This window comes from Candidatus Nitrosocosmicus franklandus (assembly GCF_900696045.1).
Taxonomy (GTDB): domain Archaea; phylum Thermoproteota; class Nitrososphaeria; order Nitrososphaerales; family Nitrososphaeraceae; genus Nitrosocosmicus; species Nitrosocosmicus franklandus_A.
The window spans coordinates 1,598,952-1,624,272 of the sequence record NZ_LR216287.1 but is presented as its reverse complement, the minus strand read 5'-3'; the positions used below and the strand labels follow the sequence as shown (position 1 = coordinate 1,624,272).

The 25,321-nt window shown below is 33.5% G+C and carries 26 protein-coding genes; 6 read left to right on the top strand and 20 right to left on the bottom strand.

The features are described 5' to 3' along the window. Positions 1-23: 23 nt before the first annotated feature. The 7 genes from NFRAN_RS07655 to NFRAN_RS07625 all read right to left on the bottom strand — a co-directional run bounded on the left by NFRAN_RS07655 (position 24) and on the right by NFRAN_RS07625 (position 5,602). Complete coding sequence (locus tag NFRAN_RS07655) at positions 24-674, bottom strand: phosphate signaling complex PhoU family protein (protein ID WP_134484369.1); 651 nt, start codon at positions 672-674, stop codon at positions 24-26. 36 nt (positions 675-710) lie between these two features. Continuing rightward, entirely contained in the window at positions 711-1,472 is a 762-nt protein-coding gene (pstB, locus tag NFRAN_RS07650) for a phosphate ABC transporter ATP-binding protein PstB (RefSeq protein WP_134485756.1), read from the bottom strand. A 221-nt stretch (positions 1,473-1,693) separates the two neighbouring features. After that, positions 1,694-2,605, bottom strand: a complete 912-nt coding sequence (pstA, locus tag NFRAN_RS07645; protein WP_134484367.1) for a phosphate ABC transporter permease PstA — start codon at positions 2,603-2,605, stop codon at positions 1,694-1,696. Between the two features lies 1 nt (position 2,606). Next, the gene (pstC, locus tag NFRAN_RS07640; RefSeq protein WP_197731155.1) at positions 2,607-3,611 is read right to left on the bottom strand and encodes a phosphate ABC transporter permease subunit PstC; all 1,005 of its coding nucleotides are present in this window, start codon (positions 3,609-3,611) and stop codon (positions 2,607-2,609) included. Positions 3,612-3,698: 87 nt separating this feature from the next. Next, complete coding sequence (gene pstS / locus NFRAN_RS07635) at positions 3,699-4,793, bottom strand: phosphate ABC transporter substrate-binding protein PstS (RefSeq protein WP_134484365.1); 1,095 nt, start codon at positions 4,791-4,793, stop codon at positions 3,699-3,701. Positions 4,794-4,989: 196 nt separating this feature from the next. Further along, positions 4,990-5,370 carry a hypothetical protein gene (locus NFRAN_RS07630; RefSeq protein ID WP_134483198.1) on the bottom strand — a complete coding sequence of 127 codons (381 nt, stop codon included), beginning with the start codon at positions 5,368-5,370 and terminating at the stop codon, positions 4,990-4,992. Further along, complete coding sequence (locus NFRAN_RS07625) at positions 5,303-5,602, bottom strand: hypothetical protein (protein WP_134484363.1); 300 nt, start codon at positions 5,600-5,602, stop codon at positions 5,303-5,305. Before NFRAN_RS07625 ends, NFRAN_RS07630 begins: the two co-directional genes overlap by 68 nt. A 1,239-nt stretch (positions 5,603-6,841) precedes the next feature. On the opposite strand from NFRAN_RS07625, the gene tmk (NFRAN_RS07620) reads away from it, so the two are divergent. Both tmk (NFRAN_RS07620) and tmk (NFRAN_RS07615) read left to right on the top strand, forming a co-directional pair. Further along, positions 6,842-7,540 (top strand): dTMP kinase, encoded by a 699-nt coding sequence (gene tmk / locus NFRAN_RS07620; RefSeq protein WP_197731154.1) that lies wholly within the window; start codon positions 6,842-6,844, stop codon positions 7,538-7,540. 32 nt (positions 7,541-7,572) lie between these two features. Next, positions 7,573-8,343, top strand: a complete 771-nt coding sequence (gene tmk, locus NFRAN_RS07615; protein ID WP_134484361.1) for a dTMP kinase — start codon at positions 7,573-7,575, stop codon at positions 8,341-8,343. A gap of 650 nt (positions 8,344-8,993) precedes the next feature. Here tmk (NFRAN_RS07615) and NFRAN_RS07610 read toward each other — a convergent pair. From NFRAN_RS07610 to NFRAN_RS07590, 5 genes are all read right to left on the bottom strand, one after another. Beyond that, positions 8,994-9,173, bottom strand: coding sequence for a hypothetical protein (locus NFRAN_RS07610; protein WP_172602205.1), 180 nt, complete (start codon positions 9,171-9,173; stop codon positions 8,994-8,996). Positions 9,174-9,254: 81 nt separating this feature from the next. Further along, positions 9,255-9,449, bottom strand: coding sequence for a hypothetical protein (locus NFRAN_RS07605; protein ID WP_134484357.1), 195 nt, complete (start codon positions 9,447-9,449; stop codon positions 9,255-9,257). Positions 9,450-9,946: 497 nt separating this feature from the next. Further along, positions 9,947-10,444, bottom strand: coding sequence for a SixA phosphatase family protein (locus tag NFRAN_RS07600; protein ID WP_172602204.1), 498 nt, complete (start codon positions 10,442-10,444; stop codon positions 9,947-9,949). Positions 10,445-10,625: 181 nt separating this feature from the next. Further along, complete coding sequence (locus NFRAN_RS07595; RefSeq protein ID WP_134484353.1) at positions 10,626-12,122, bottom strand: MFS transporter; 1,497 nt, start codon at positions 12,120-12,122, stop codon at positions 10,626-10,628. 411 nt (positions 12,123-12,533) lie between these two features. After that, positions 12,534-12,989, bottom strand: a complete 456-nt coding sequence (locus tag NFRAN_RS07590; protein WP_232037974.1) for a winged helix-turn-helix transcriptional regulator — start codon at positions 12,987-12,989, stop codon at positions 12,534-12,536. Positions 12,990-13,462: 473 nt separating this feature from the next. On the opposite strand from NFRAN_RS07590, the gene NFRAN_RS07585 reads away from it, so the two are divergent. Together NFRAN_RS07585 and NFRAN_RS07580 are read left to right on the top strand one after the other, a co-directional pair. Further along, on the top strand, positions 13,463-14,863 hold the full coding sequence (locus tag NFRAN_RS07585; protein ID WP_134484351.1) for a PQQ-dependent sugar dehydrogenase: 1,401 nt from the start codon (positions 13,463-13,465) through the stop codon (positions 14,861-14,863). Between the two features lie 1,426 nt (positions 14,864-16,289). Further along, positions 16,290-16,646 carry a hypothetical protein gene (locus tag NFRAN_RS07580; protein WP_134484349.1) on the top strand — a complete coding sequence of 119 codons (357 nt, stop codon included), beginning with the start codon at positions 16,290-16,292 and terminating at the stop codon, positions 16,644-16,646. Between the two features lie 265 nt (positions 16,647-16,911). On the opposite strand, the gene NFRAN_RS07575 is transcribed toward NFRAN_RS07580, so the two are convergent. Further along, a complete protein-coding gene (locus NFRAN_RS07575) occupies positions 16,912-17,577 on the bottom strand; it encodes a translation initiation factor IF-6 (RefSeq protein ID WP_134484347.1) in 666 nt (221 codons plus the stop codon). 791 nt (positions 17,578-18,368) lie between these two features. On the opposite strand from NFRAN_RS07575, the gene NFRAN_RS07570 reads away from it, so the two are divergent. Further along, the gene (locus NFRAN_RS07570; protein ID WP_145988053.1) at positions 18,369-18,968 is read left to right on the top strand and encodes a hypothetical protein; all 600 of its coding nucleotides are present in this window, start codon (positions 18,369-18,371) and stop codon (positions 18,966-18,968) included. A 31-nt stretch (positions 18,969-18,999) separates the two neighbouring features. Here NFRAN_RS07570 and NFRAN_RS07565 read toward each other — a convergent pair whose 3' ends face one another. From NFRAN_RS07565 to leuC, 3 genes are all read right to left on the bottom strand, one after another. Beyond that, a complete protein-coding gene (locus tag NFRAN_RS07565) occupies positions 19,000-19,320 on the bottom strand; it encodes a hypothetical protein (RefSeq protein WP_134484343.1) in 321 nt (106 codons plus the stop codon). A 135-nt stretch (positions 19,321-19,455) separates the two neighbouring features. Beyond that, positions 19,456-20,058: a 3-isopropylmalate dehydratase small subunit gene (leuD, locus tag NFRAN_RS07560; protein ID WP_134484341.1), complete on the bottom strand. Its 603-nt coding sequence runs from the start codon at positions 20,056-20,058 to the stop codon at positions 19,456-19,458. Positions 20,059-20,115: 57 nt separating this feature from the next. Next, positions 20,116-21,531, bottom strand: a complete 1,416-nt coding sequence (gene leuC / locus NFRAN_RS07555) for a 3-isopropylmalate dehydratase large subunit (RefSeq protein ID WP_134484339.1) — start codon at positions 21,529-21,531, stop codon at positions 20,116-20,118. Positions 21,532-21,626: 95 nt separating this feature from the next. Between leuC and psmB the strand changes: the two genes are divergently transcribed. Continuing rightward, a complete protein-coding gene (gene psmB, locus NFRAN_RS07550) occupies positions 21,627-22,289 on the top strand; it encodes an archaeal proteasome endopeptidase complex subunit beta (RefSeq protein WP_134484337.1) in 663 nt (220 codons plus the stop codon). A gap of 22 nt (positions 22,290-22,311) precedes the next feature. On the opposite strand, the gene tgtA is transcribed toward psmB, so the two are convergent. The 4 genes from tgtA to NFRAN_RS07530 all read right to left on the bottom strand — a co-directional run bounded on the left by tgtA (position 22,312) and on the right by NFRAN_RS07530 (position 25,221). Then, positions 22,312-23,889 (bottom strand): tRNA guanosine(15) transglycosylase TgtA, encoded by a 1,578-nt coding sequence (gene tgtA / locus NFRAN_RS07545; RefSeq protein ID WP_232037973.1) that lies wholly within the window; start codon positions 23,887-23,889, stop codon positions 22,312-22,314. 14 nt (positions 23,890-23,903) lie between these two features. Beyond that, a complete protein-coding gene (locus NFRAN_RS07540; protein WP_134484333.1) occupies positions 23,904-24,317 on the bottom strand; it encodes an Lsm family RNA-binding protein in 414 nt (137 codons plus the stop codon). 56 nt (positions 24,318-24,373) lie between these two features. Beyond that, on the bottom strand, positions 24,374-24,940 hold the full coding sequence (locus NFRAN_RS07535) for an adenylate kinase family protein (protein WP_232038061.1): 567 nt from the start codon (positions 24,938-24,940) through the stop codon (positions 24,374-24,376). 98 nt (positions 24,941-25,038) lie between these two features. After that, on the bottom strand, positions 25,039-25,221 hold the full coding sequence (locus NFRAN_RS07530) for a hypothetical protein (protein WP_134484329.1): 183 nt from the start codon (positions 25,219-25,221) through the stop codon (positions 25,039-25,041). Between the last annotated feature and the right edge of the window lie 100 nt (positions 25,222-25,321).

Here is a 25,321-nt window from a genome sequence, read left to right as displayed (position 1 = left end):
CGACGAAGTAAAGCGATCCATTATCATCTTCTAGGACTTGTCATCCCAGTCTCAATATAATTAACTGAATCTGCAATGTAACAAGCATGATCCGATATGCGTTCCAAATATTTCAAAATTAGAGCAGTAGAAATATTACATCTGTTATCAGAATAGTCATTTGTTTGAATTATTTGAGACAATTCACGTAGGCTTTTTCGATACAAGACATCGACCATTTCTTCCATTTCATATACTTTGCTTAAATTAGAATTATCTCGTAGCCGAAGTGCAGTGACTCCCAGACCCATCATTTCCAAAACGATTTTTGACATTCGCATGACAGGGGTTTTATCACAAAGTTGTAATGGTCCTAGAATTTCAAGAACCGATATAATATCATAAGCGTATCTGCCAAACCTTGAAAAACCATATGCAAGCTCCATGCATGATTTGATAAATCTTAGATCCGTTGCAACAGGCTGAAACCTAGCTATAAGCTCGATAGATAACTCAGATACTTCATCTTGTAGGAACCGAAGTTTTGCAGACGACTCGAATATCGGTTTTTTTGCTGAATGGTCATCATTGTTATATGATGTGATAGCTTTGGTAACAGTACTTTCAGCTAAATTAGCCATATCAAGTATGATACTGCTAACCTTAGATAGCCCCATGTCAAGTAATCTTGCCACTTTAATTACAAGAAACTAAAAACTAAATAAATAAGCCTATCCGAATTTTCCGGAAATGTATCTTTCGGTTAGTTCTTTCTTTGGATACTTGAATAACTGATCAGTAGGACCAAATTCGATTAATTCACCCAGGTACATGAATGCAGTATAATCGGAGACCCTGGCTGCTTGTTGCATATTGTGAGTTACAATTATCACAGTAAGGTGTTTCTTCAATTCGGTCATTAACTCTTCTATCTTTGAAGATGCAATTGGGTCCAATGCAGAAGTAGGTTCATCCATTAATAGTATTTCAGGTTGCATTGCAAGTGCTCTTGCTATACACAATCTTTGTTGTTGACCACCAGACAAGCTTATTCCTGGTTTATCCAGATCATTTTTGACCTCATTCCATAAAGCAGCACCTTGTAGACTATCGTAAACAATTTCCTTAATCAGAGTCTTGTCTTTAACACCGTTAAGCTTTAAACCGGCGGCTACATTATCGAAAATGCTCATAGTAGGAAATGGGTTGGGCTTCTGAAATACCATACCCATCCGCCTTCGTATGAGAACCGGATCTGACTGTTTATCATAAATGTCAAAATCATCCAATAAGATCTTGCCCTCTGCAGTGGCATTTGGAGTTAAATCATGCATCCTGTTAATGCATCTTAGTAGTGTGGTCTTACCGCATCCGGATGGACCAATTAACGCTGTTACTCGTTTTTCTTTTACTTCAAGATTAATATCTTTTAAAGCTAGTTTTCCATTAAACCAAGCTCTTAATGATTGGACAGATAGTTTTGGATTCTCAATTCTAAATTTCGAAGTGAATTCTCCTTCGTGGCTGGAATTTCTAAAAGTATTAACTGGTTCATTTTTAGGTGGAGAATCAATAGAGGATAATCGATTAATTTCTTCATTTATGGGATGGTTCAATGAATTGTTCAAATTATCCACGAGATAACATTCAAACACATATTTTCATAATAATGATTATCTATAGGAAGTATATAGTATCATATAGAAAAAGTAGATCAAGTAGTCGATTTGAAAGCAAGTCTTCTCTTTTGAGCAAACATCCTCAAAGCAATGCTTAACGATAATACAAGTAATATTAACAATAGTGCGGCACCCCATCCCTGTTCATGAGCTGATGGATATGGCTGAGAAGCAAGTCTCCAAATTCTTAAAGGCAATGCGTCCACTGGGGAATTAAAACCACTAAAGAATAAACTTGTACCCAATATAGTCATTATTAGTGGTGCTGTTTCACCTGTGATTCTCGAGATGGCAAGTACTATGCTTGTCAAAATTCCGCTTTTAGAGCCTTTTATGACAATATGCCATACTACTTTCCACTTTGGAAGACCCAAACCATAAGCAGCCTCTCTCAGAGTATTTGGCACCAGTTTTAATGTCTCTTCACATACTCTTGCAACAATGGGGATCATTATTATTGACAAAGCAAAAGCCCCAGCCATTACGGAAAATGAACCCATCGTCAACACTATTGTAATATAGGCTGTAATGCCTATAACAATTGAAGGAATGCCAGTTAATACATCATTAAAAAGTCTTAGAAAATAGGCAAACACTCTGTTTGAACTAGAGTATTCAGATAGAAATACTCCTACTAATATTCCAACGGGTGCACCTATAAGGGCAGCAAGCCCAACTACCAATAATGTTCCCTGAATAGCAGGTCCAATACCTCCACCTCCAGAAACAATTGATCCAGGAGAATGAAATAAAAACTCAAAACTTAGGACACCCACACCGTTCTTAACAACTTCCATTAAAATTGAAGCCAATGGAATGATTGCTATGATTACGAAACAAAATAACAAAATAGTAATCAGGTTATTTGTTATCTTTTTCTTTGAAGAATTTTTCGCAATAGTCTCTCGAATTATTGACTTAAAGTTTTTATCTTTATTATTGCTCATGTTATTCTCTCGTATTTGAATAAGATTTTGAAACTTTGGAAATAATGAAAATAGCTGCGACGTTTATAAAAACTGTAATTATGAAAAGAACTAATCCCAAACCAATTAGTGCAGAAAGATGAAGATCATTTGCAGCCTCGTTAAATTCATTTGCAATGATGCTTGAGAGTGTTTGACTTTGAGAAAACAGCGATGTCGGAATGGCAGCCAAACCAATTGCATTTCCTATTATTAATGTTACCAGCATTGTCTCTCCAATAGCTCTTCCTAGTCCCAAGAACGAGGCCCCCATCAATCCTGTTTTTGCTGATGGCAAGATAGCAGTTTTTACCATCTCCCATCTGGTTGCGCCAAGGGCATATGCCGCTTCTTTCTGTGAATGGGGAATAGCCTTTATGACTTCTCTTGAAACTGCAGTAATAATAGGTATAATCATAATAGCAAGTACAATTCCTGCAGTAAATATATCCAAACCAAATGGAGCCTTTGCAAATATAGATATGTAATCTCCAAATGAATTATGAAGAGGTTCTTCGATATAATCTCTTATCCAAAATCTAAATATAAATAATGCCCACAGACCGTATATAATACTAGGAACGGCTGCCAATAATTCAATAACAAATGATAGCACTGTTCCTATCTTTTTTGAAACCATTTCTGTAATGAATACCGCTATTCCAACGCTAATGGGAACGGCTATTGCCATGGCAATTGCAGAGCTTACAAGTGTTCCTATAATATAAGGCAGCGCGCCAAATGATTCTCTTCCTTCTACCGCATTCCAATTTGTACCTGTAATAAAATTAAATCCTTCCTTTTCGAAAATAGGTATTGAACCCTCTGCTAAAGAAAACAATACCAACGCAACCATCAATAGAGTATAAAGAGAAGCACCAATAACCAATGCTTTAAAAAACTTGTCTCCAAAGAGTGATTTTTTATTTCGTAGATCAAGTTTCTTTACAAGTTCGGTGTGTGCATTACCGGAATCTTCCAGAGGCAAGTATACTTATAAATGAAATTAATTTTATAATATACCTTACATATATAATTAATATAGAATACATAAACTATATAGAAAAAATAAAAATTAGTTGGTAAGGATTGGGCTTCCGTTAAAGGTTATAGATCTTAAGGTTTGTTCATTAATATCGATAATATTTTGAGGTAGTGGAACATAGCCTAGTGGTTCGGCAAATTGTTGCCCATCAGTTACAGCCCATTCAACAAATTCTACCAATGCCTTTGCCTTTTGTTCATCTATGTTGGGATTTATGCTCAATTCCTTATATAACAATAGATAACTAAAACTTGAAATTGGATAAGAGTTTGCTCCTGGTGCATTTGTTATACTTACAGTATTCCATGGTTGAGAACCTTCAGGGAGTGCAGGTGCTGAAGCACTTACTGCAGCCATGGTCGAGTTAATTGATGGCTCAATAAAGTTTCCTTTTTGATTTTGAATTGATGCATATTTCATGCCGGTAGTTAAAGCATATGCCAGTTCTACATAACCGATAGAATAAGGAGATCCTTGAATAGATGCTGATACACCTTCATTTCCAGGTGCACCTATCCCAGACGGCCATTGGACTGATTTACCAGCTCCAATTGTGGAATTCCATTCTGGGCTAACTTTAGACAAATAGTCGGTAAATACGAATGTGGTACCTGAACCATCAGAACGGTGAGCTGATATAATATCTTCACTTGGTAAAATTGTATCAGGATTAAGTTCTTTTATTTTTGGATCATCCCACCTAGTTATCTTTCCCAAAAATATGTCAGCAATCACTGGACCCGTCAGTTTGAGAGGAGTAGTTACTTCTGGGAGATTATAAGATATAACAACTGAACCAATAGTTTCTGGAATATGAACCGGGTTGTTAGCTCGTTCAAATTCAGCAAGAGACAGTGGAGTATCCGTCGCACCAAAATCAACAGTTTTTTCTATAAACTGTTTAATCCCACCCCCACTACCAATTGAAGCATAATTGAGACTCACATCGGGATTGACTTTTTGGTACTCTACTCTCCAAGTATCAATCAGTGGAAACGGAAAGGTCGCTCCTGCTCCATTAAGAGTTACTTGCTGAGCATTCACAAGATTTACAGGGACTGGAACCAATAGCGACACGGTTAAAAGCGATACACCTAGTATCCCATAGTTTTTTAGATAAAACATCAAATTAATATAATTACAAAATTATTAATTAATTCTCCATATATTATGCATAAACTATATAGAACAAGTTAATCTATCATATATAGTATACTTAAGAAAAGCTAAATCCAATTTTAACATAATCAAAAAATGCGAATTTTCCTATGTATTAAGATAGTAACAGATAAAAGTTATAATAGATGTTCAACGGCTCTGTTCACTTAATATGTTTTATTTCATTGTTATGATAGTCTACAAAGAGCCGCAGCCAATTCCGTACATGCTTTAACTTGCAATTCTTTATTCTACAAGGAAAGTAGTCATCGAAACTTTCGGTTCTATCCTTTATGTATTGCATCTTTCTTTCAATCAGACTTTTCTCCAGAGAGGAATGAATGTGATGATCGAGATTTAAGAATCTACAGGCCATTGGATACCAAGTACCTCCATCATCAGTCGAAACTGGATGAATTCCATGAATCTTGACTAAATCTGAAATGAATCTTTCAGCTACAAACATGTTTCTTTCTTTAGAGATAGACAGTGCGAGAATTTGCCTGTTTTCTGTCTGGTTCAGTTGCAACCCAGAGCCAGACAAACTCTGATCCCACCTTCAACATGGTCTCATCTATTATATACTCTAGAACTCTTCTTCTAGTTGACTTCAGCTTTTGAGGCTTGTACTTTTGAATCCAATTCCAAATGGAAACGTGATTTCTCTTGTATATCTGAGATAATCTTTCCGAGGCTTTTCTTAAAGATAAACCTGAAAAGTACAAATGCAACCCATAACATACATACTTTGAAGGCGTTCTGTTTCTAGTAAGCATAAAAGAAATGGAATGCTTTCAAGCTATAGGCTTATCGTTAACTGAACAGAGCCTGTTCAACTGATCAGAGACTTAAATACAGATAGAAGTATGTCTCTGTTCGTTGAAACAACTTTAATTCACCGTCACGACAATCCACAAACAGATTCGACCAGTTTCATACAACTATAGTTTACGGTTCCTATTCTTGCAAGGAAAGCAATGTAAAAGTATTCAGTCATGTCTCTAATATATTGAATGGTTCTTCCGATCATTCTTTTCTGATACGGAGAATGGATATGATGTTTAGACTTCAAAACCGAAAGTCATTGATGTCAGGTTCCCCTGTCAGTATATACTGATGTTTTTTAATCTTCCTGATCAATCCTTGAAAAATATCATTCATCTACAAACATGTTTCTTTATTTTGAAATTGTTATGATGAGAAGTTGCTATTTTTTTGGTTCTATGGTAGCCTATATGCAAATGTATCGAGTCCATCTCAATTAATGTCTCTTCAACAATAAATCTACAATCTTCCTTTTCTTTGAGAATATTCCTTAAAGTCATAGAATATTCGAACCCAGTTTCAGAAACAAAAATGGTTTCTATTCATAAAATATTAAATCATTTATGAAACCCACATCATTGAAACCTGAAAAATACAAATACAAACTCTAATAAACATATTCTATAAAAGTCTACTTCCAGTGTTCATAGAGAAATGGGATGTCTGAGAGGTACGAGTTTATCGGCGTGAAAAACCAAGGTTATGGTCTGACTTGCCCCATAATATCACTATATAGAGTACCAAGATAGATTTAAAGTCGGATCATTGACTATACGTTTACTCTTTTTCCATCTAGGTTATACAATGACCATTCATTAGCATTCTTGAATGGTTATAAGGAGACCAAACGTGTAATCAATTATAATGGATACTATCATTGTTTTCTAAAACTTAAATTCTTTGTTTTTATCTTGCAACTACTCTTTCAGAACTTATCGATAGCGGGATAAAAATTTCTTACAATACCATCAAAAAACCCAACCTCGGGTTAGAAAAAATTACAACAATCAATACTAATAATAATATAATTAAACTATAGGTCGCGAAAAAATTCGTTTAAAAAATATCCTATATGTCATAAAATCTTATTTATCAAAAACACTGAAATTCAAATTATTGGAGAATCGAATGAAACCTATAATTATTTTGTTGTTTACGATTTATTTGTCGAAAATAAATGGTGATTTATATTGCAGATATCGAAAAAAAGTAATGGAAAAAAAAATGAAACCGGCATTCTAATCGTCGTTGAAGGTATAGATGGATCTGGAAAGTCAACACAGATTCATTTGGTTGATAGATGGCTCCAATCAAAGGGATACGATGTCTTTTTTACAGAATGGAATTCATCAGAAACAGTAAGAGAAATAACATCTAAGGGCAAGAAGAAAGCAAGATTAACTCCCATGACATTTTCACTCCTGCATTCAACAGATTTTGCAGATAGGTATGAAAAGAATATTTATCCTTTGTTAAGGGCAGGATACATTGTTCTTGCAGATAGGTATATTTATACTGCATTAGCTCGAGATACGGTTAGAGGATGCGACAAATCGTGGGTAAAAAATATGTATAAATATGCCCGGAAACCAGATTTAACGTTCTATTTTAGAGTACCTATTGAAATCGCAGTAAACAGGATCATTTCAGGTCGACCCAAATTAAAACACTACGAGGCAGGAATGGACCTAGGATTAAGTAAAGATGAATACGAAAGTTATCATATATTTCAGAGTAGAATTGTAGACGAATATGAATCCATGATAAATGACGAAAACTTTGTGGTTATTGACGGAACGCTTGAAATAGAAAAACAACAAAATATAGTACGAAGGAATGTGTTACAAGTTATTAAAACGAAAAACAAATTGCAGAGAGGCATTTTGTAAAATTGCTGAATTGCGAACAAGGTAAAAATAAAATGTCCTCAAAAACAACAATTAATAATAGTAGCATTTTGCAGAGTAATCACAAGAAGGTTAATAAGAAAATCAGGTTTATAGGAAGTACAGGTATAAAATACTTAAAAGATATCGAAATTAGCGGATCTTTTATTGTAATAGAGGGACCCGATGCCTCTGGCAGGAGCACTCAGATTCAAAAAATAACAGAAAAATTAGAAGCCGATGGTCATGCCGTAGTTAATACAGGTTTAAAAAGATCAGATCTGATTTCAAAGGGAATTATAGAAGCGAAAAGAAACTATGTAGGCAGGAGAACAATGGCACTGTATTATGCAGCCGATTTTGCTGATCAGTTAGAAAACAAAATCATCCCAGCCTTAAAAGCAGGTTTTGTCGTAATTTCGGACAGATATATCTACACTCTAATTGCAAGAAGCTCAGTTAGAGGAATTGACAAAAATTGGCTGCATCAGTTGCATAGTTTTGCAATAAAGCCTGACCTCATTTTTTATCTGAATGTTGATCCCTATAATTTAATTCACAGAGTATTTAAGAAAAACAAGGCTCTGGACTATTATGAGTCGGGAGCGGATCTTGGCATATCATCTGATATCTTTGATTCATTTATAAAGTATCAATACTTATTAAAAAAGGAATTTAGTATTATGCAAAAAAAATATGGTTTAATTAACATTGATGGAGATAAAGGGATTAATGACATTTATGAAGAGATTCAAACAAAAATAAACGAGTTTCTGAATCAGAGTACAGACAGTATGGTCAGTTAAATAATTTTGTAATAGCATTGCATGATTAGATGGAATATTCTGATCACACTGCGTTAATTTACCATTATGTTGTTACAATCATGAGTAAGAATTATTGTCAGATAGAGATAGGCGGTTCCATCCTATGTTCATACATGTAATTACACAATGAATGTATTATTATAAAATATGACATCGCTAAACCTACCTAGAAAAATTCATAAACAAGTCAGATTCTAAAATATCCAACAAATGAACATAACAACTTTTTAGACCAGTAGATAAATCCTGAATACTGTGAACAATTAGTCATAAATAAAGGAATAATAATGATATTGGATGTCAATGAGAGAAAATCGTAAATGGATTGGTTTAATCAAAAATATAATAACTATTTTATCTAGGAAAGTGTAGCAATTGTCACCATGAGATCCTCATAATTCAAGTGTATTCAATTTGTAGAATGGTTTAAGTCATCAAGTTAAATTTAGCGGCTATTCCCCTCATAAAATGATCAGTCACTTATTTTGAAGAATTTTCTTATTCCTTATTTAATTGGGTAGAATTTTAGAAACATCATTCAGTCGGAGGGAAAACACACCCACTTACATTTACCAAGATCATTACATTAGTCCATACAATGAACATACTCATTATATAATATTTCCACTCTAAGATGTATCGTTTGTGTCTATACGCATTGATCTAATGTAATTAACAAATTGATCAAATTTCAGGTTTCTTTTTTCCTCCATTTCTGTTAAAACACTTGTTAATGCGAGCCCGCTTAATATCTGGTTACTCTTTAAATGATCAATCCTGATGTCATAATCGTGTATATTGTCCAACATTTCCTGAATTTTCTCAAGATATTTCAATATTAGATAATTAAAGTGCAGTAGTCTTAGCATTGAGATTCACATCTCCATTTGTTATCTCTCTATTTTTCTTGATTTGTTCTTTAATTTCCTTTTTAGCATATTTTGATCATAAATACTGGAAACAATGTTATTTTCCAAATCTAATGCTGCGCCTTTGGCTTCTTTAATTTTATTTTGCTGTTCTTGTCTAAGGGGCTTTTCAATCAATTCTCTTTTATGTTGAGAAATTAATTCTTCAACTTTCAATTACTCTAGAATTATATCAACATCTCTAAACCAACTATTAATTCTAAATAGTTTTTTACCCATTTTGACAAAAGCTTTAATATCCTTTTTTTCCGAATTTCCTTAGGACTTGACCTATATATGGCTTCAAGTCTGCGAAAAGATGTTCTCATTTGGTGGATATTTTCTTTCGTTGGATTATGCAGATACTTGGCTAGCCTATTATAAACTCTGTCAAAGCTTTTAATGCATTATCTATAAAAGTATCGTGATCGTACTGGACGTAAAGATACTTCAATATTATAGAAACTCCGGTATGATGTTATTTGAATCATGCAAAGATTAAAGGTCTTTAACAACAACAATAAGAAATTGTTTACTCAAGGACACATGTCGAGGTTGAAAGAGAGGACATCAAAGATAGAACCAACTATCATGTATATGATCATTGGACTTTTTTTGAATATTCGGAAATGTTGTATTTAAAAAAATTGCTAAATGAATAACGACATTCAAAATCAAGGTTTCCAAATTTTCACTATTTCAGACCTAAATATGTATTGAGATACAATATTTTTCCAATTTGTCACGTACAAGTTTATTTGGACCATTGTACATGTAGAAATGTTGATAGAACTATTTGTTAGCATAGTTACCAATTCTTCTAAGACCGGATTGTGCCCAACTAACATTAGGACATCTTTATCCTGAGGAGTTTCAGCTATGGCTTTAATATAAGAATCGATACCACCTTTATGAAGTGTAAAATTGACCTCGACTAGTTTTTTATAATCAGAATGTCTACAAACAAGTGTAGTTGTATCTAAGGCTCTAAGTGCAGAGGAGGTTACAATTACATCAGGTATTAAATTTGTTTTTTTTAAATACTCTCCCATTTTGATTGCCTCCATTTTGCCTCTTTTGTTTAACGGTCTATCGTGATCATCTAGTTCCTTATTTTTCCAACTAGATTTTGCATGTCTAAGTAATAGCAATATCTTGATTTTTTCTATCATCACTTACATGCACGATAAAATTAGAGAAAACAAATTAAAAAGTACTTGCATTTATAAACTCATAATTTGAATTTGAACAAAAAAAAGATAGTATCAATTCGAATTTCCACGCTATTGACATGGGAATTTACGAAAAGATGTGGAAAGTCTTGACCACCTAGATCATAAATTTTCACTTGCATTATGCGTTCCTTAAAGACAATGCTCTTTTTAGGAGTAACGAAAATACAATGGTCACTGTAGAAAGAGCTCCCGCAGTGAGAAATACAAGGTTGTATGAATTACTTGATGGATATGATCCTTGGATTCCGTCTATTGTTTCATGATTCGCCATATATACTCCTGCTAATGCAGGTCCTATTGCCATACCAATAAAAAGTAGTAATGCACCCACACCTACCGAGATACCAGCGTATTCTTTAGGAGATAATGATACTACCAAGTTCCAAGACGAAGTCATAATAAGAGAAAGCCCACTTGCCAATATAGCAAGATTTATTGACACAGAAAATTCTGTTGCATGAAATGCCAATAAGCCTAATGCACCTGTTATGCTCACTATACCGCCTATGATGATCGGTTTCAAGCCACCTATTTTATTTATGATGAATGGTGTAATGCTAGCAAACACTAAGAAACTAATCATAAAGGGAAGTTGTACATTTGCAGCATCAACTGAGCTTCCTCCAAATCCTAAAGGATTTGGAGATCTTACTAATTGAACAATTGTGGGATACATCATAAACATTGTAATTCCAGTCGCTATTAATATGATATATGATGGTAACAATATCCTATTCTTTAATAACTTGAGATTTACAAAGGGATTCTTCATTCTCCTTTCGATTGTAATAAAAAAGGATAACGAAATAGCAGATAATGCAAATGCTCCGACAATCACCTGCAAATTATTAATACTTACACCAATTTGAATTATTGTAAGTGCAAGCAGGAAGAATGAAATAGTAGCGGACAGAGATAATACTCCTTTCAAATCGATAGTAAGAGATTTTCTATTTGTGTTTGATTCCGAATGTTTGATATCTTTCAAAGCTGATCCATCTTCTAAAATAGCGCTTTCCGTGACAAATCTAATTATTAATAGTGTTACTAGTGCAGTGAAAGGCACTATAGCCAAGAAGGTTGCGTGCCATCCAAATGATTGAATTATACTAGCACCTACAAACAATCCCACTACAGAACCCGCAGAGTATGCAGATCCAAATAAACCTACCGCGATAGATAGCTTTGCTGGTGGGAAAGTATCCCTAAGGAGACTAAAAGCTGCTGGAATAGCGGCTAATCCTACCCCTTGGATTACTCTACTTACCAGTAACAATACAATATTATCTGCAAACCCTCCCATTGCTAGACCAACTATATAAGTTCCTAACATGATTAATAGTATCTTCTTCTTGCCATATAGATCAGACAATCTGCCTGCAACAGGAGTCATTACTGCCGCAACGATAAGATAGGCACTAAAGATCCAAGCAGCAGTTCCATAGGAAATATTAAATTCGTTTATTATATCAGGTAATGCAGGCAAGAGCATAGTCTCTGAAAAGAAGACTGTCAAAAGTGTGCTACTTAATATTGCTAATGTAAACCATGCATGGCGACTAACAGTAGTCGGTTCATTGATCAATTCATTTTTTTTAGGTCTATTTTTTACCATATGAAACTTTCCTTATGTTATTAACTATACTTAGGTAAGTATATAAATTAGTAAGTAAACTTTTGGTAAGTTAGTGAAATAAATGTCAACAATGATACCCAAAAGAGATACACATCATGCTATTTTACACACTCTAAATGGAATAGATAGCCATATCAATGTACATATATTCGTATTTAAGAATATTGATACAGAGGATCAAGGGTCAAGAACAGGAATTATCGATCGCAAGTAAAAATCCTTTCTCTTTTCAATAGCAAGGATTTAAATAAAATAACATATTAGGAGTGATCTAGAATTATTCTTCAGACCGATTTCTAGTATAAATTATCAATTAAACAATGATCAAAACTCCGTGAGGTAATAGAAATTAAAAGTTAAAGTATGTATGTATTTCTGCCTATACTGTCGCTACATATACTTTCTAAGTGATTTGGAAGTTATTTTTTCAATTTTAAGAGGGTCAGGGTTATCAAATATCTGATCACTACAATACTTGACTGAGAATAATGCCATTTGCTCCAGGATGGGTTGTAGTTCTTTACCTTTTTGTGTAAGATGATATTCTACTCTGATTGGGGTTTCATGATATACTTGACGCTTTATGAGGCCATTCCTCTCCATTTCTTTTAGCCGGATTGAGAGTGTCTTTGGATTGATCTCCTCTATGGAGTTAAGAAACTCGTTAAATCGTGTCTGTTTATTATAAATCATATTACGCAAAATCAACATTGAAAATTTTTTACCGATTATATTAAAGGTATTAAAAACAGGACAACATTTGACTTCCATATTTTCAACTAATTTTGGATAATTATAATCTCCTCCTTTTTCCTTGTCGACTTCAGAGTTATAGTACGCTATCAACTTAACTTTACTATCCTATATCTAATTACTAATTGGTAATAGTAGTTTATATAGTTACCTAAGTATAGTTAGTTACACAAAGTGAGTACATTGATACTTGATTATCATGCGATGCGGATGTAGAATATACATGGATTATAAAGTTCTTTTGCTTATCTTCTCCTACTCAAGTCGATAGATATCATGCAAGATTTAATTTCTTCATGGTAATAGGCAGCAGGTAGGTGTATAACGTAAATCAACTAATTCTTATCATGAATTTCGGATTAAATCATAAAATAATAAAATTCTTTTATCCCGAACCTAACCAAAGTTATAGCAAGTTATATTGCTTTTAATTACATTTATTTTCCTGTTCCCATGAATTATTCAGATATCTTTAGGTGAATAACAATGATGATCTAACTCATCCATCTTTGCGTTTACACTGCTACAACATATTAATAATATCATAGTTAATTAGAATTAATTAAATGGCCTGGATTGCACATTACTCTAAAAATTCAGTCAATAAATACCTGACTTTAAATTATCTCCTTATTTCATTAGCAGTTATAGCGATTAGCTATTTTGGCAATCACATAACTGCTGCTTTTTCACAAGAACTGCCGTCGATTAATGATCCATCGTTAAAATTAGATCTTGTAATGGATGGATTGCAATCTCCAACTAGCATGGCATTTCTGTCAGATACTTCGATTTTGTTAACTCATAAGGAGGGCAGTATCTCAAAATTAGACCTTAGTAATCCAACTATGTTGCAACCAATTTTGCAATTAAAAAATGTTAACAGCAAAAATGAAAGAGGTCTTTTGGGCATAGCAACTAACAATAATATTTTAGATGGTACTAGCTCTAGAACTAATCAAACAGGGGAATCCGATGTATTTCTTTTTGTTACTGAAACAGGTACTCAATTAGATCAAGAAATACCGGAAACCGATAGTGTATCAAGTAGTGATGAATTAAGAAATAGAGTGTATAAATTCAAGTGGGATGGAGAATCTCTTTCAAATCCAAAGATTATTTTGGATTTGCCAGCAGGTCCAGGAACAAATCACCAAGGAGGAAAAGTCAAGATCGGTCCTGATAACCAACTATATGTTATAGTAGGTGAACTCCAAAGAGAAGGGCAATTACAAAACATTAATGATGGACCAGCACCAGACGATAGTGGCGTTATTTTTAGAGTAAATCCTGTAGATGGCTCACCATCAGCGAATAATCCGTTTATAGGAATAGGAGACAATGACGACACCAATGGCAACTCTTTGGCAAAATACTATGCTTATGGAATAAGAAACAGTTTTGGTATAGATTTTGATCCTATAACAGGTAAATTATGGAATACAGAAAACGGTGAGAATCTCTATGATGAAATAAACCTTGTGGAACCGGGATTCAATAGCGGATGGAAATTAGTTATGGGACCAATAGCAAGCTCAACAGGTATTACAGAAAATGATTTGGTTGCATTTCAAGGATCAAAATATGCCGATCCACTTTTAAGTTGGGAACAATCAAGAGGCGTCACAGATATAGAATTTTTTAAATCAAATGGTTTAGGTCAGAAATATGAAAACAATATATTTGTAGGGGACATTACTCGAGGAAACATATTCTTCTTTGTAGTAAATGAGAATAGAAATGGCCTGGAATTTGATAATAATCCAGACATAGCAAACGATTTGGTTGTATCAACTGAAGATGAAATTTCTTCCATAACATTTGGCAGTGGATTTAAAGGAATAACGGATTTAGAAACAGGTCCGGATGGTGATCTTTACATACTAACTTACAGCAGGGCAAATGCAGGTGAAGGCGCACTTTACAAAATATCAAGCAATACGGAAGCAGTCAATGTGTTAGAGTAATTATGTTTTGGAGGTAATATTTACCTTATTTGTCAGACTATTTTCTTATCCACTGAAACAAATAAATGATTGACTGAGTAAGATTTTGTTTCGTCTTAGTCAAAGGTCACCCTAGTCATGATAGAATTTCATTAAAATTTACCATTCTATATATCATTTTTTAGAATTATTTCGTATGTAAATACTATTTCAAGAACAATATTATTAAAAATCAGTTATTCTTCAAACTAATATGGTAACAACACCAGAATATATACAAATCACTACTGTTGACGTAGATGCATGGACACCCTTTTACTGCCGGGGTATTGATCTACAGGAAAATCGACATGAGTACATCTTCACAAATTATTTTCGAGTTTAGAAATTTAGCTTTTGAGCTAACTAAAGTGCCTACTAGATCAATATGACAATTTACGAACATAAGATCGAAGATATTTAAAACTTTGAGTTTGTCATCTTTTCAAACAAATAACAAAATAATCCAAAAAAGAGTATCATGCAGCCCCCGAAACTACAAGTAATAGCAATTATGAAAAGATATTATAAAAGTACTCACGCTAACTAAAGAGAACAGATAGTTTATCAGGATATCATTAGGCTTTATAGTATGATAAGATAATAATAGTAAAAATCCAACAGTATTACCAATATAAGTTCTATTTTATGGTATAACCAAGAAAGGACCTTTATAGATAAACATGGACATGAGACTAAGTTCGAAAAGACAGGTAAGATTGAATATTTAACAGTTGTAATAGAAAACATATTATTGATTTAGCACCTTCGTCGGTTTTAGTAAAGGAAATTGAAATTTCCGTAGATCAGGTGGTATTTAGTTATACCTCTCGTTAAAAGTTTGAATTAGATGACCAATTATGAAGCACCTGTAGATAAAGGTTAAACAATCCTGCTCTGGTGTACTTAACATTTATGTTAACGGATATGGTAACTTATTCAAAAAGAATTGACGGTAGAAAAATATGACAGAGGATACTGTAACATAAGGTATAATATGAGTAAGGATTTTAAGGAAACGTACATTCAATTGTGACAAGATTATTAACGTTACCAAGACTCAACTTTTCAAATAATTTCTCCAAGCTACTAATACTATCAACGTATTAGTATTATTGATTGCGACATGCTTTTATTCATACAGCTCATTTTGTAAGTTTCATAATTTAGATAAATCTTTTTATAACTATTTCTTAACTCACCTAGTTTATCAATGTTGTAATTAAGTATTCGTGGTGAGTCGTGATTGTATATTGTGTATAATTTATAGTCATTTTGCATGTAGAAAGCAAATATCAGCTTCATTATACCATAATTCTGTGAGTCATATCCAATATTTTAGATTACGAAACTAGCCGTTGCTCGAGGATAATCAAAATATTTATTATGAATGTATGATACAATTGTCATGATAAACAATAGTAATATTACCAAAAGATCGACAGAGTCCAAGAGCAAAAAAGATAACAAGAGTGATACCGCTGATTCTACAAAGAATTCTAGAAAGACTTCATCAGTCGGTTCCCCGGCATCAAAGTCAACTGTAAGTCAAACAACTTCGACAATAGATAAAACCGCTGATTCTACAAAGAACAAAAGTATTGAAATGCTACCCCTAAAGTTAGATAATCTAAATAAAGACAAAAAAGAAAATAGAGACAAGGATCAGTTATCCTACTATGAGAAACAAGTCTTAAAAGAATTAAAAGGAATTAAAAAGGCATCAAAAAATATTCTGAAAACTTTAAAAAAAATCAACAATTAGTTAGGTAAAATAATGAAAAGAATATTGTAAAATATTTTTCCAACAGAGTAACTATAATCTTAAGATATTACCAAATATTATAATATGTGATATAAACAAGTATTGTTTATTAATAATGTGAAAGAATGTAGATGCGCATGTAATATTGGTCTTTTTTCTTTCTCGTCAAATAAATAGAAGAGTTTATTATGAGTTTAAAGCCTAATTAAATAATTAATTTTGCCTCTATATATTATATTAAATAATATTTGATGTAAAGTCTCTACTACATTTTAAAAGCTCTACTGAGCATGATCAATTCGGGTCCCGTTGTTAAACTTCCTACAATTAAAGATTTTGAATTCCAAATCATTCCTGATGATAAATATGGAATTCCGCCATTTATGGTTAAAGGCTCAACTTCTACTTTTAAGACGGAGGAGATAATTTCTACTTCTTCTTCCGTGGCCCGAGGATGTACGGCAGCACCATTATTTGTAGATACAACTATCGAGCCTGTTTGGTTAAGATCAGCTATTGACATTGTATGAACTTCAACCCCTAAAACATCACTGATCTGTTTATCGAGCTCATTCTTGAATAAAGGAGACACTATAGCGCCTTTATCATTACTTGAGATCAGATTACCTACTGCAGTGTATTTCGAATCAAGCTTGGTGACGTTTAATCCTGTGAGGCGTTTAAGATAAACGAGTTCGTCATCAGATGCAGTAGAGGGAAGTATCATCCCATTGTTATTTAATACCACCATAGGACCAATTATCCTATTTCCAGCTATAGAAACAAAAAGTGGTTCAACATCTAGAATTTCGGTAATTTTTTTGATCTTGGTCTCCGCATATCCATGAGGAAGTAGTACTAATTTATCATTTGATTTAGCAAATATACCTACATTAGGACTTTTATATAAGTCGTATCGGAAAATACCCAAATAACATAGAACTAGTGTAGATTATCATATGAACCTATTGATTAGATCTATGAATAAACACAAGGTATTAGTTTATCTTTTCACTATAACCCGTTGTAAATACAATATTTCAATAACCTGTAGTTCCCAAATCAAGCCAGGTCTTGGCACAGACAATATAGCCATATCACCCTTTTGTTTCTTTATCCGCGGTCACCTCTGGCATTTCAGATGAACAGACATTGCCTTGTTTATTTTGGAATCAGATAACCGCGTAGATGGCTTCATTATATATGAATAAAGTGAATGAATTATTTGAATGGAGCATGAAACACATTACCTCGTTACTGCGTATAATTTAGAACAAAGATTAGGGCATTGTATTTAACAAATTCTTTCAAAAAGGTCTTATTATTTTACCAGCTTCAAAACTACTTTCGTCCTGCGGTTAGGCATCCGATACTAATTATTCATGAAATGATAAATAGCGTCTAATAGACTAAATTACTAATAAATACTAGTGACATTCGGTAAGGTACTACATGAGTTATAATATCCGGTTTTATTTGTTGGATATTTTAGGATATTACTCAACTCAAAATATCAAGTTTAACCTTTGTAATCGATGTTACTATAATAAAATCTTGTTGAGACTACTACGCAAGAAATCTGCTAAAGATGGACAAAAAAGAGCTATGAGAAACGTAATAAACTACTAATTATAACAGAACAACAGTTGTATTATGCAATTGTTAAAGGAGGCCAATTCAACATTAATCATTTTGTTACCCTGTCTTTTACTTATTTTTATATTGGTAAGCGTAATTGAAAATACAAATTCCGAAAGACCCGATGTGATGGATTCTTTTCTCTTTCTTTCCTTTAATAATAATGTATTAGCACAAGATACAGATTGGATCGATTACACTAGCAATAGCAGTAGCAATAATAAAAGTAATTTTACTACTAAAATCCCTTCTAGTTGGCAAATTACAGAAGATAGATTAAGGCAAGCAAATCAGACTGTTGATAATGTTGTATTTCTATCTCCCAAAGAAGGTCCTAACGATTTATTTCAAGAAAACATAGTCTTTAGTATTCAAAATCGTACAGGCAATATCTCACTAACAGATAGTACTGATACACGGGACATTGTAGAGAAGTTAGATGCGCAATACAATGAATTTAGTTTTGAAAACCAATCTTCCATAATTATGGATGACCTCAAGATCTCCGCTGAGAGCATAATATATAGCTTCAAAGACTCAGGTCTATCTTTTAAAACTAAACAAGTATTTCTGACTACTGAGAACGATATTTACATATTTTCGCTTCTGGCTGAACAAGATCAATTTGACAATTACGTTACTATATTTGATAAAGTACTAAGGAATATTAGACTGACAAACTAGAAAAAATAATATGTATGTAGTCGTCTGCTACTTAGTTGCTTATTTGATCCAACCCGGTATAAATTTGGGTATCTATAATATTAGTAAAGCTTGCTGTCAAGATGTCGGACATCTCAGCCATGTTGGAAGAAGACAGAGAAGAAGAAGCTGACGAAGAGATTGAAGAAGGCAATGATGACCAAACAAACGTATTTACTGGATGATTTTCATCCACGGTAGAAATTGAGTACACGTTTTTGGAATCAAAAACATTTGCAAATGACGGTGTAGTTATTTGTGGCATACTAAGACCTACGGTAATCAAAGCTAATATTACAAGAAATACGTACAAATTTAATGTAACTATTTTCATATCTTAAAAGCAGTATTTTATATCTTATAAGAAACTCTTCAATTAATATAATATCAAATTTAATTAGATTTTAGCCTTTATTTTTGCTTGGTGGAATATTATTAAATTAACTATAATAACAATTCATCTAAATGTTTATAATATCGAGTTAGGCTGAAGTTTAATTGCCTTTTCTTCCTCATATTTTTTAATATAGCTCTCGAATTGCAGGGTTTTTGATATTTCATCAGCTCCACTTTCCAATGATTCTTTTATTGTTGAGTCTATTTCAAAGGAATAAATACTTGAATTGATCCTTATTTGTTGTTGTCTCAAGTCGATGTAAAAGTCATCGTTTGTCTTTGATGAAAAGAAATCCTCAATTATATTTTTGTCCAATTTAATAACCAAGACACCATTTTTGAAACAATTGTTATAGAAAATATCTGCAAAAGAAGATCCGATTATAATTTTAAATCCATAATCCTTAAGGGCCCAAACAGCATGTTCTCTTGAGCTGCCTATTCCAAAGTTTTCACGTGTTAACAGAATTTGTCTTCCCTTATACTCTGGTAAATTTAATACAAAATTCTTCGTTGGAATCCCATGTTCATCATAACGCCAATTAAAAAACAAATACTCACCATATCCTGTTTTACCTAGTAGTTTCAAAAATTGTTTAGGGATTATTTGATCGGTATCGACATTAGCAATATCAAGCGGTACAATCTTACTCTTAAGATTTCTAAAGGGTTCCATCAAAATACACCTCTACCCTACTTTGTAGTATATGTTTTACAAACAGAATTAAATAAGCTAAATCCATTCCCTCACATCAACAAATTTACCAGCAATAGCAGCTGCAGCTGCCATCATTGGACTGACCAGATGAGTACGGCCACCCGCTCCTTGACGTCCCTCAAAATTCCTATTAGATGTGCTCGCACATCTTTCTCCTACCTGAAGAATATCAGGATTCATTCCTAAACACATACTACATCCAGGTTCTCTCCATTCAAAACCGGCATTTATAAATATTTTATCCAACCCCAACTTTTCTGCCGCAAGTTTTACCTGCTGTGATCCTGGAACGACCATAGCCTTAACAGCAGATGACACCTTTCTTCCCTTCACAATCTCTGATGCCTCTATCAAATCCTCTAGTCTTGCATTAGTACACGAACCTATGAATACCCTATCTACATGAATGTCAGTAATTTGTACACCCGGTTCTAAATCCATATATTGAAGAGCTTTGATTGCAGATTTCTTTTCCTCATCATTTCCCTTAGAATATTCATCTGGAGAAGGAACCACTGAATCAACATCAACGGTCATGGAAGGATTAGTACCCCATGTAACTTGTGGAGCAAGATCGTCTATGTTTATAGAAAAAGTTCGATCATATTTTGCTCCATTATCAGATCTCAAGTCCTTCCAATCTTGTACCAATTGTTCAAATGATTCATTCGTTGGTGAAAAGATTCTCCCACGTAGATAGTCAAAAGTAGTATCATCAGGTGCAATCAGACCTGCCCTAGCCCCTCCCTCTATAGACATATTACAAATAGTCATGCGTTTTTCCATAGAAAGTGAGGAAATGTAATCTCCCTTGTATTCAATTACTGACCCAGAACCACCAGACGTTCCTATTTGTCTAATAATGTTTAATATTACATCCTTTGAAGAAATACAATGCTTATTTTTTAAACCACCGTTCAAGACTATCTCAAAATTCTTGGATTTTTTCATCCACAAACACTGAGTAGCCAATACGTGTTCCACTTCACTAGTACCTATACCAAAAGCCAGTGATCCAAAGGCTCCATGAGTGGAAGTATGACTATCCCCACAAACAATTGTACTGCCTGGAAGTGTCAATCCTAATTCCGGACCAATCACATGCACTATTCCTTGATATTTGTCATTCATATCAAAAAGAGATATACCAAATTCTTTGCAATTATTTTCCAATGTTTTTATTTGTAATGACGAGACTTGATCTACAATTGGCAAAGATCGATCAGTGGTAGGAACGTTATGATCTACTGTAGCAAAAGTAAGATCAGGTCTCCTAACTTTTCTCTTGTTTATCCTAAGGCCATCAAAAGCTTGAGGCGAAGTTACTTCATGTATGTAATGTCTATCAATGTATAATAGAGACAATTCACTTTTTTCATCAGAATATACTACATGATTATCCCAGATCTTATCATACAGAGTTTGTGCCAAATATAATTTATAATAACAAAAGAGATATAATAATTATTTTGTAACTAATTTGGAATTAACAATGCTTAAATGTAGTCTTTTAGAAGTTTACATAAATGCACATTAATGATGACCGATATCCTCAGCAAATTTTAGATCAAATTAAGAAAGGAACTACCACTTGTGCTCTAACATGTAGTGATGGCATAGTATTAGCTGCTGATACCAGAGCTAGTGCAGGGTTATTTATTGCAGACAGGCATGTAATGAAAATACAAAAGGTTGATGATCACTTAGGGATGACCATAGCAGGTGGTGTTGCAGATGCTCAGAATCTGGTCGATACAATGAGATATAACTCTAATATTTACAGGTTATCCAAGAGGGAGCCAATCCCAGTTAGCTCTGCTGCAAGACTTTGTTCTAATATTTTATTTAATCAGAGATATTTTCCGTTTTATGTTCAAATTATCATGGGAGGATTCGATTTTCGCCAACAAAAAGGACAGATCTATAACATAGATTTATTTGGCTCGATGACAACTGAGAAGTTTATTTCTACAGGAAGTGGTTCCCCTGTAGCCTACGGATATCTAGAGTCAGAATACAAAGAAGGAATGAGCGTAAATGAGGCCTATAAAGTAGCGATCCAAGCAATTGCTGCGGCTATTAGAAGAAATGCTGGAACAGGTGATGGCATAAATGTTGTGATAATAGACAAGGACGGATACAGGGAATTATCAAAAGAGGTTAAAGATAGCGTCGGTGCCAAATTCTAATAGATTTTAATTTTTCATTATTTTAACTAAAATCCTCAATTTTCACCTCAACTTCATCTGCGATTTTTAAGTGAGGTATTAACCTTTTCATGAACTTGTTGGCAAGGATATGAATCGATCTAAATTCATTATTTTTCAAGAATGAATGAAATAACTTTAAGAATTCGATATAATCTTTGGAGTCATATTCATCAAAGCTTTTTACAATAATATTATGAGAAGCAGGGTAAATATCTGAAATTTCAACAGGGATCAGGCCAAAAAATGGATTATATAGACAAATCGAGGAATCAGGAAAGGAGATAGAAAGTTTTTTTAACAACGATGAAGAATAAAACGGTCTTATTCCTTGATCAGGATAAAGTATTAATGAATCACTATTCGATGCTGATCTATAATTGTTTAGCAACATTTTCCGATAGTTTGTTAACTCTGGTCTGAACTGATCTAACGGTTCAAACAAGTAAATTGCCTTATGTTTGAATATCGGAGTATTTTGTTGTATATATTCAAAGTTTTTCATAGCATGAATTGCATCCATCAATTTTGGATGAGATCTGGCTTTTTGTAGCACGTATTCCCATAGGCGCCCATCATAAATTGCCTGTTTTACTGACCCCATTTCCTGTTTTAAAATAAACAAGTTGTGTTTAGCAAGATTAATAGTTCGGTTATCGGGTTCTTCATTCTTTAACTCTTTAATTGTAAAATGAGAACAAACCGGACAACAACATGGCAAATATGAAAGATCATCTAGTCTTAATGTTCCCGAAGAACTCATGTATCTATCGGCTTTCGCATACAAAATATATGAGGCAGAATCGAATGTATCACAACCCAATGCAACCGCAAGTGGAATTGTTAAGGGATGACCAGCACCGAATAAGTGAATAGGTTTGTTTGGAATAGATAACTTGGTTGCTTCTATAAGTTTAGCCAATATTGAAAATTCGTAAGCTTCCATCAGCTCAACCGGGCTACCTATAGCAAAAAATGAAAATCCCTTTTTCTCCAAAATAGAGGCTGAATACCTTACCAGATCAAAATGTTCAGCACCTTGAATTGTTCCTGCCCATAATTCTCCTTTTGAAGATAATTCATTATTAATATCAGATTGAACATTCTTGTCATCAGCAAACGCTCCAGATCTGTTCTTTTTTATTACTTCTATAGTTTCATCAATATTTGATATTGTTTCATGTACAAAAGACTTGGCCGTATTATAAGGCAAACCATAACCTGTAGGTTTATCCAATGGAACCGGTATGTCGCTTCCAATATCAATCTCAAACTGAGCCATTGTGGATGGAGTAACACTTACCTTACCATATTCTAAAACTTGATAGCCCCCAGAGTCGGTCATTATTGGGCCGTCATAATTAACGATTTTATGGATTCCCTGTTTTTGGGCATCATTACCATAATATTTGAAAGTTATATATGCATTGGTAATTATACATTCAAAACCGAGTGATTTTAAAAAACTAGGACTTATCTGTTGTTTGACTGGGTGAACTACTGGTATAAATGCGGGTGTTTCAAAATAACCATGAGGAGTAAACAGTTTACCAATTCGAGCTGCTAGATCAGTACATTTCACCTCAAATACCAAGACTAGTTCTTTGACTCCCTAAGGAATTCGTCATAAATGGCTTTCACACGTGTTGCAGCCAAACCAGAACCTTCTTCTATTCCAGACTCCGTGACTTTAATCTTATCCATTACAATTATAGCACCTACATCCTCACGAATCTTAACCAGCCCAGGAAAAACCCTTGACAACCTTTCAGAAAGAGCTTTTAAATCGAAAGGTCTTTCTAAAAGTTTAACCTCTTTTACAAAGTGGCCATTGACCATTAGTTTTTGAATCTGCTGAGAATCAACATTATCTAATATTAAATCAAATCTTTCATTAAAACCAGTCAAAATACCTGAATAAGTTTTATTGTCAGATGTTTCAATTGAAACCTTTTTTCCTAGAAATTGTACACTTTCTTCAGCAAACCTTCTTGAAATTAAAGCAGCCATAATCCAAGAGGATAAGTATCTTATGGTATATATATATGAAATCAGTCAAAACAAGTTCATTTTATATATTTTAGCATTTCCGGATCACTTTGAATTAATGATATCCAGTCGATAAATCCAAATGATCTCGATTTTGTATCCAACCACATATCATATATGCTTTGGGCAACTGATGAAGGCAATAAATTGGACGAATTCTCGAATTCGGAAAGTTTTGAAAAGTCAAAATTTGCAGAGGCATCATATGATAAAATACCTAAAATCTCGGCATTAATATTATCCCTAGTTTTAGAATCTGAATAACACCTCTCCTGATAAATTTTTTGTAGTTCATATGGCGATCTCCTTAGTACGACTACAAAATCAACCAGTTGAGAATTAATAACATACGGTGCTAGATGTCCAATTATTATTGAATTTTGAAACTCGTCCTTTGATAGCAAAAGTGTTAAAATTTCACACGACTTTTGAATATCCACCTCTTTGTAGTCTTCTGAATTGGTAAATAGACATTTAGATAAAATAATTTCATTTATATCCAATATGGGTATGTTTCCCATGATAGTGGACAGCGATTTGGCAACGGTATGTTTGCCTACACCTGGCGTACCAGTAATTACCACTTTCAAGATCCCACCACCTCATTTTATTCATTCAATTGTTGTTCTTATTGCAATAATCAACAAAAGGCAACTATCAAACTTACCCAAGCTAAAACAGTTTAAGAATAATCATTAAAGAAGTTGTTTATATATTCAGTTAGGTCGTCTCTTAACTTTATCACCTTTGCTCTTTTGTCACCATCAAGATTTGTATGAAGTAAGGCATCCAAACCCTCAACCAAGTACTTGATATTAGAGAAAGTTAGCAAAGTTTTTTGATTATCTTCGGTATTTTCTACCACGATGATAATGGTATGTAGGAATTGTTAAAGTTTATGGTTAATGGTTTATAGTTGTACGTTCATTATCAATTGCCAATATTGTTCCTCAGTCATACTTCTC

Excerpts from the sequence above, each read along its gene's own strand:
- pstA (WP_134484367.1), bottom strand. The coding sequence starts at position 2,605 with ATGAGCAATAATAAAGATAAAAACTTTAAGTCAATAATTCGAGAGACT.
- pstS (WP_134484365.1), bottom strand. The coding sequence starts at position 4,793 with ATGTTTTATCTAAAAAACTATGGGATACTAGGTGTATCGCTTTTAACC.
- NFRAN_RS07625 (WP_134484363.1), bottom strand. The coding sequence starts at position 5,602 with ATGCTTACTAGAAACAGAACGCCTTCAAAGTATGTATGTTATGGGTTG.
- tmk (WP_134484361.1), top strand. The coding sequence starts at position 7,573 with ATGTCCTCAAAAACAACAATTAATAATAGTAGCATTTTGCAGAGTAAT.
- NFRAN_RS07610 (WP_172602205.1), bottom strand. The coding sequence starts at position 9,173 with ATGTTGGACAATATACACGATTATGACATCAGGATTGATCATTTAAAG.
- NFRAN_RS07600 (WP_172602204.1), bottom strand. The coding sequence starts at position 10,444 with ATGATAGAAAAAATCAAGATATTGCTATTACTTAGACATGCAAAATCT.
- NFRAN_RS07595 (WP_134484353.1), bottom strand. The coding sequence starts at position 12,122 with ATGGTAAAAAATAGACCTAAAAAAAATGAATTGATCAATGAACCGACT.
- NFRAN_RS07585 (WP_134484351.1), top strand. The coding sequence starts at position 13,463 with ATGGCCTGGATTGCACATTACTCTAAAAATTCAGTCAATAAATACCTG.
- NFRAN_RS07580 (WP_134484349.1), top strand. The coding sequence starts at position 16,290 with ATGATAAACAATAGTAATATTACCAAAAGATCGACAGAGTCCAAGAGC.
- NFRAN_RS07565 (WP_134484343.1), bottom strand. The coding sequence starts at position 19,320 with ATGAAAATAGTTACATTAAATTTGTACGTATTTCTTGTAATATTAGCT.
- leuD (WP_134484341.1), bottom strand. The coding sequence starts at position 20,058 with ATGGAACCCTTTAGAAATCTTAAGAGTAAGATTGTACCGCTTGATATT.
- psmB (WP_134484337.1), top strand. The coding sequence starts at position 21,627 with ATGCACATTAATGATGACCGATATCCTCAGCAAATTTTAGATCAAATT.
- NFRAN_RS07540 (WP_134484333.1), bottom strand. The coding sequence starts at position 24,317 with ATGGCTGCTTTAATTTCAAGAAGGTTTGCTGAAGAAAGTGTACAATTT.